General features: G+C 68.7%; 6 protein-coding genes and 1 tRNA gene. 1 reads left to right on the top strand and 6 read right to left on the bottom strand.

Annotated elements, in window-relative coordinates; all coding sequences use genetic code 11:
- The first annotated feature begins 524 nt into the window (after positions 1 to 524).
- Positions 525 to 1,490 (top strand): TerC family protein, encoded by a 966-nt coding sequence (locus tag ACLEQD_RS36055; protein WP_410390394.1) that lies wholly within the window; start codon positions 525 to 527, stop codon positions 1,488 to 1,490.
- A 99-nt stretch (positions 1,491 to 1,589) separates the two neighbouring features.
- Here the strand turns inward: ACLEQD_RS36055 and ACLEQD_RS36050 are convergent, their stop codons facing one another.
- The 6 genes from ACLEQD_RS36050 to ACLEQD_RS36025 all read right to left on the bottom strand — a co-directional run.
- A complete protein-coding gene (locus ACLEQD_RS36050; RefSeq protein ID WP_410390392.1) occupies positions 1,590 to 1,880 on the bottom strand; it encodes a hypothetical protein in 291 nt (96 codons plus the stop codon).
- 240 nt (positions 1,881 to 2,120) lie between these two features.
- Positions 2,121 to 2,192, bottom strand: a tRNA-Val gene (locus tag ACLEQD_RS36045).
- A 72-nt stretch (positions 2,193 to 2,264) separates the two neighbouring features.
- On the bottom strand, positions 2,265 to 2,561 hold the full coding sequence (locus ACLEQD_RS36040; protein ID WP_410390391.1) for a hypothetical protein: 297 nt from the start codon (positions 2,559 to 2,561) through the stop codon (positions 2,265 to 2,267).
- 46 nt (positions 2,562 to 2,607) lie between these two features.
- Positions 2,608 to 3,006: an SCP2 sterol-binding domain-containing protein gene (locus ACLEQD_RS36035; protein ID WP_410390389.1), complete on the bottom strand. Its 399-nt coding sequence runs from the start codon at positions 3,004 to 3,006 to the stop codon at positions 2,608 to 2,610.
- Positions 3,007 to 3,015: 9 nt separating this feature from the next.
- Complete coding sequence (locus ACLEQD_RS36030) at positions 3,016 to 4,641, bottom strand: Hsp70 family protein (RefSeq protein ID WP_410390387.1); 1,626 nt, start codon at positions 4,639 to 4,641, stop codon at positions 3,016 to 3,018.
- A gap of 154 nt (positions 4,642 to 4,795) precedes the next feature.
- The coding region (locus ACLEQD_RS36025; RefSeq protein WP_410390385.1) for a 3'-5' exonuclease at positions 4,796 to 5,311 on the bottom strand (516 nt) is incomplete at its 5' end.

Here is a 5,311-nt window from a genome sequence, read left to right as displayed (position 1 = left end):
GGTGCTCACCTCGCCGGTCGGTTCGTCGGGTCGCCTCGGGGCTCGCGCCACAACCCAGGGCATGGAGCGCCAGCAGCAGCGCGCTGGACGTGAAGACAGATCGGTTCCGCATCAGGCAGGGGGTATCCGTGCACGGGGGGCCACACGACGGGCAGCGGCCGCGACGCCTTCGCCTGCGGCCCTCGTCACCCTCGCCACCACCCCCGGGCTCACATGCCACGGGAGGTTCGGGCGCTCGGCTGGTCTCGGTGGCCCGGTGAAAGCGTTCTCAGCCGGGGCCTTTGCAAACCGCGGCGGCCGTGAACACTTCCCATCACGACAAGGGCCTCCAGAGCCCCCGTCCGGCCGGCTCCCCCAGCGCGGCGCCCGCCTGCCCCGGACGACACTTCCGTTTTCCCGAAGTTTCGCGTCCGGATTCTCTATTTGCCGAAGAGTACCGGGACTCCTATTTGAGAGGGGTTGGCTCCCCGTGCCTTCCCCAGGTGACCGCCTTGGAATCCCTCCACACCATCGGCAGCCCCCTCATGTGGGGCGCCTTCATCGCATTTGTCATCGCGATGCTCGCGCTGGACCTCGGTGTCTTCCACCGCAAGGCCCATACGGTGAGCTTCAAGGAGGCCGGTGCGTGGAGCGCGGTGTGGGTGACCCTGTCGCTGGCGTTCAACGCCTTCCTGTGGTGGCGCTTCGGCGCCGGGCCGGGCATGGAGTTCCTCACCGGCTACCTCATCGAGAAGTCGCTCTCCGTCGACAACATCTTCGTCTTCGTCGTCATCTTCTCCACGATGAAGGTCCCGGCCCTCTACCAGCACCGGGTCCTCTTCTGGGGCATCCTGAGCGCGCTGGTGCTGCGCGCGGCGATGATCTTCGCGGGCGTGGCGATGCTGGAGCGCTTCCACTGGCTCATCTACGTCTTCGGCGCCTTCCTCATCCTCACGGGCGTGAAGCTCTTCATCCAGCGCAACCACGAGGAGCACCCGGAGGACGGCTGGCTGATGCGCACCGCCCGCCGAGTGATTCCCTCCACGCCGCACTTCCACGGGCAGCACTTCCTCACGGTGGAGAACGGCCGGCGGCTGGCGACGCCGCTGCTCATGGCGCTGATGCTGGTGGAGGCCTCCGACGTGCTCTTCGCGCTGGACTCCATCCCCGCCATCTTCGCGGTGACGCGCGACCCGTTCATCGTCTTCACGTCGAACATCTTCGCCATCCTGGGCCTGCGCTCGCTCTTCTTCCTGATGGCCGGCGCGATGGAGAAGTTCACCTACCTGAAGGTCGGCCTGTCCGGCGTGCTCGTCTTCGTGGGCGCGAAGATGGCGCTGGTGGACGTGGTGCACCTGTCCCCGGCCATCTCCCTGGGCGTCATCGCGCTGGTGCTGGGCGCCAGCATCGTGGCCTCGCTGGTGAAGGCGCGGAACACGCCGCCGCACGCGCCCAACGGTGACACGTCACCGGAGGCGCCGCGGAGCACGCCGTCCACCGCGGAGAGCTGACGCTCCCGCGGCACCACTCAACTTCCGGCTGTGGGTCCCATGGGGTGTGGGGCTCCGGGCCCGGGCCCTCGAAGCGCATGAGGGCTCGGGCCTCTTTTTTCAGAAGGCCCGCGACAGCTCCATGAACTCCGCCCACGAGCGGATGGCGTCCTCGAACTCTTCCAGGGGCAGGTCCTGGGAGCGTCCGGGGATGGCCACCTCGCTGTGGATGGAGGCCCGGGCCCGGTTGAGCTCCAGGCTCCAGGTTTCGCCGGTGACGTCCCAGCGGTCGCGGCGTCCCTGACGCAGGGCCGCCAGCACGCGCAGCAGCCCCCGCGCCCGGTTCGGGTCCGGGCGCAGCTCCTGGGCGAGGTAGTCCGCCAGCACGTCATCGGGCGGCAGGCCACTCACGACCGCCCGTCCCTGCTGATCCCACGTGAATCGCAATGTCCTGGGCACGGCCGTGAAGGTCGCACAGTCCGTGGATCGCCGGCCACGCCCCGCCCCCGTCGATTGCGCCGGAACCCGACACTGCGGCCCGGCCGCGTGCGGCAGCGAACGGGCGTCTCCGCCCGGAGAACAGCGACCTGTCAGGAGGTGGAAAAGCAAAAGGCCGTGAGCCCCAGGGGACTCACGGCCTCTTGTTTGAAGTGGGCGCGGCAGGTTTCGAACCTGCGACCCCTGCCGTGTGAAGGCAGTGCTCTACCGCTGAGCTACGCGCCCTGCTGTCTGCCGTCCGCCGCGCGACCGCTGCGCAACGAACGCGGCGGTAAATGCCATCCGCCCGCGCAGGTGTCAACGCATTTTCTGGGAGGATTCTTCCGACAGCGACTCCAGCTTCGCGTCCAGCTCGCGCAGGCGGCGCTTGAGGCCCGCGAGCTGCTTTCCCACGGCCTTGAAGTCCCCCTTCGGCGCGAAGTGCAGGGCCTTCATGACCTCTTCCTGCCCGCGGTCCAGGGCCTGCTTGCCGCGCTGGACCCGGCCAATGGCCTGGGCCACGGCCAGGGCGCGCTTCTCGTCGGCCATGAGCTTCTCCATGGCCATGCTGGACAGCCCCAGCGCCTGCTTCTTCAAGTCGTCCCGGATGCCCATGGCGGGTGTCCTCCTGGCCCTCAGGGGCCGTCGGGGAACTCGGTCTTCAGCGCGGCGAAGACGCGGTCCGCGATGCCCTTGTAGCGCATGCGTTCGATGAGGGGCTGCAGGTCCCCCCGCATGGAGATGCGCGCTTGAGCACGGCCTCCACGGGGTCCAGCGTGCCCAGCAGCAGCTGCTTCCAGACGGAATAGGGCGCGCGGGCCAGGTACACCGGCTCCAGCTCCTCCAGGTCGTCCGGATCCGACAGCACCCGGGCCCGCTTGATGTCGCAGTCGCCGGGCTCCACGTGGACGACGAAGGACGTGTCCAGCTTGCCCTTCTCCGCCTCGATGATGGCCCCGAAGTCGCCCTTCCAGCCCTTGCCGGCGATGGCGCACTCCGGGTCTGCATTGGTGAGCCGGACGGCCTCGTCCAGCCATTCCTTCGACGGAAACTTCGGCATCGCGCCTCCCTACCCCCTACGGAAGATGCTCTTGATGCTGGAGAAGAGCCCCCGGTCGTCGTTGCTCGCCCCGCTGCTGCTCGACGGGGCGGCCTGCGCGTTGCGCGAGGCGACTTCCTGCAGGGCCTTCTTCAACTGCTCGGGCGTGTCGCGGGTGGCCAGATCCACCTTGCGCGACATGCCGCTCGCGTCCTCCACCTGCACCTGGAGCAGACACTCCTCGGTGAGGCGGAAGTCGATTTTCCGGCCCGCAGCGGCGGCCGGCACCCGGACGGTGCCCAGGTACTCGTTGTCCACCATCAGGTCGCTGTCGCCCTGGTAGATGTCCAGCTCGATGAAGGGAGCCCCCGGCTGCTGCGGCGGCGGCAGGCGGAAGCTCTTCACCATCGGGATGAGCGAGTTCTTCTCGATGATGCGCTTCACGCGGCCGTTGGGCATCGCGTAGCCGATGGGCATGGACAGCGCGTCCAGCAGCGTCACCGCGTCGATGCTGCCCAGCGAGTCGCCCAGCAGCGCCGCGCCCAGGGCCACGCACTCGTCCGGGTGCACGCCCTTGCGCGGGGCCTTGCCGAAGTGGGCCTGGATCTTCTGCTGCACCAGCGGCATGCGGCTCTGGCCGCCCACCAGGATGATCTCGTCGATCTCCGAGCGGCTGATGCCCTTCTCCGCGAGCACGCGGTCGCAGATGTCGAAGGTGCGGTCCACCAGGTCGCCGGTGAGGTTGTTGAGGTAGTCGCGGGTCAGCGGGATGCGCAGGTCCAACGGCTTGCCCTTGCGCTCCTCGATGTACGGCAGGTCGATGACGACGTTGGGGATCAGCGTCAGGTCGATCTTCGCGGCCTCGGCGGCGTTCTTGATGCGCTGGAGGGCGATGGGGCTTCCCGTCAGGTCGACCTTGGTCTCGTCGCGGAAGCGCTCCAGCACGTACTCCATGATGCGGTTGTCGAAGTCCGCGCCGCCCAGGAACGAGTCGCCGCCCGTGGCCAGCACCTCGAAGACGTTGCCGGCCAGGTGCAGCACGCTGACGTCGAAGGTGCCGCCGCCCAGGTCGTAGACGAGGACCTTCTGGTCCAGGCCCCGGTTGAAGCCGTAGGCCAGCGCCGCGGCGGTGGGCTCGTTGACGATGCGCTTGACGTCGAAGCCGGCCAGCCGCCCCGCTTCCTTCACCGCGTTGCGCTGGTTGTCGTTGTAGTAGGCCGGGACGGAGATGACGGCCGCGTCGATGGGGCCGCCCAGGAACTGCTCCGCGATGGTCTTCAGCTGCGACAGCACGAAGCTGGAGATCTGCGGCAGCGTGTAGAGCTTGCCGCCCAACGTCACGGCGGCGTCCCCGTTGGGGTCCTCGACGATGTCGTAGGGGAAGTACCCCTTGAGGTCCTCCACCGCCTTCGAATGGTACTTGCGGCCTATCAGCCGCTTGGTGCCCCAGAGCGTGTTCTTGGGGTTGGTGACCATCTGATCCTTGGCCACGCCGCCGACCAGCAGGTCGTTCTTGGAAGACAGCGCGACCACGGAGGGCAGGATGAGGTTGCCGCGATCCGTGGGGACGATCTTCGGGATGCGGTTGCGCACGGACGCCACCAGGGTGTTGGTGGTGCCCAGGTCAATCCCGACGATGCGAGGTCTGTCCGCCATGAAGGTCAACGTTCGCGGCTCAGGGGGAGGCCGCGCCCGTCCTCACTCTCTAGCACGTCGAGCCGTCGTGTGCGCGTTTCTAGGCGGACGCTTCCTCCCTGACTGTAGTTCTGGCCAGCCCGCCCACCAGGGGGGCTGATTCCAGCCCGGGCGGCTACAGCTCCCGGTCCGGATCCGGCCCCAGGTCGCGCAGGCGGATGGGCCCGTCGGGTTCCGGGGGCGGGAGGGTTTCGCACACCGCGTCAGGCCCGGCCGGCAGTTCGGCCAGGAAGCGTGACGGGGTGAGCAGCAGCCGTCCGTCCTCCCGGGGCAGCGAGGTGTGGGGGTACACGAGCCACAGCGCCTCCCGGGCCCGGGTGACGGCGACGTAGAAGAGGCGGCGCTCCTCCTCCTCGTTTTCGGGGTCGCGCGTGGCCTGCGACAGGGGGAAGCGCCCGTCCACGAGCCCCAGCACGAAGACGGTCCGCCACTCCAGCCCCTTGGCCTGGTGGACCGTGGTGAGGGTGAGCACGTCGTCGGGCGGCTCGCCGTCCAGGGCGGCCCGGGCGGAGAACTCGGCCACCAGGGCGATGGCGGACAGGAAGCGGGGCACGTCCTCGAAGCGGCCGGCGAACTCCTGGAGCTGGCGCAGGTCCTCCGCGCGGGGGTCCTCCCCGTCCGGGGTGGCCGG

The sequence above is a fragment of the Corallococcus sp. 4LFB genome (assembly GCF_046520365.1).
GTDB classification, from domain to species: domain Bacteria; phylum Myxococcota; class Myxococcia; order Myxococcales; family Myxococcaceae; genus Corallococcus; species Corallococcus caeni.
This window is presented reverse-complemented; position numbering and strand designations above follow the sequence as displayed.

Coding starts and splice junctions, on each gene's coding strand:
- ACLEQD_RS36030 (WP_410390387.1), bottom strand. CDS start 4,641: ATGGCGGACAGACCTCGCATCGTCGGGATTGACCTGGGCACCACCAAC.
- ACLEQD_RS36035 (WP_410390389.1), bottom strand. CDS start 3,006: ATGCCGAAGTTTCCGTCGAAGGAATGGCTGGACGAGGCCGTCCGGCTC.
- ACLEQD_RS36040 (WP_410390391.1), bottom strand. CDS start 2,561: ATGGGCATCCGGGACGACTTGAAGAAGCAGGCGCTGGGGCTGTCCAGC.
- ACLEQD_RS36055 (WP_410390394.1), top strand. CDS start 525: ATGTGGGGCGCCTTCATCGCATTTGTCATCGCGATGCTCGCGCTGGAC.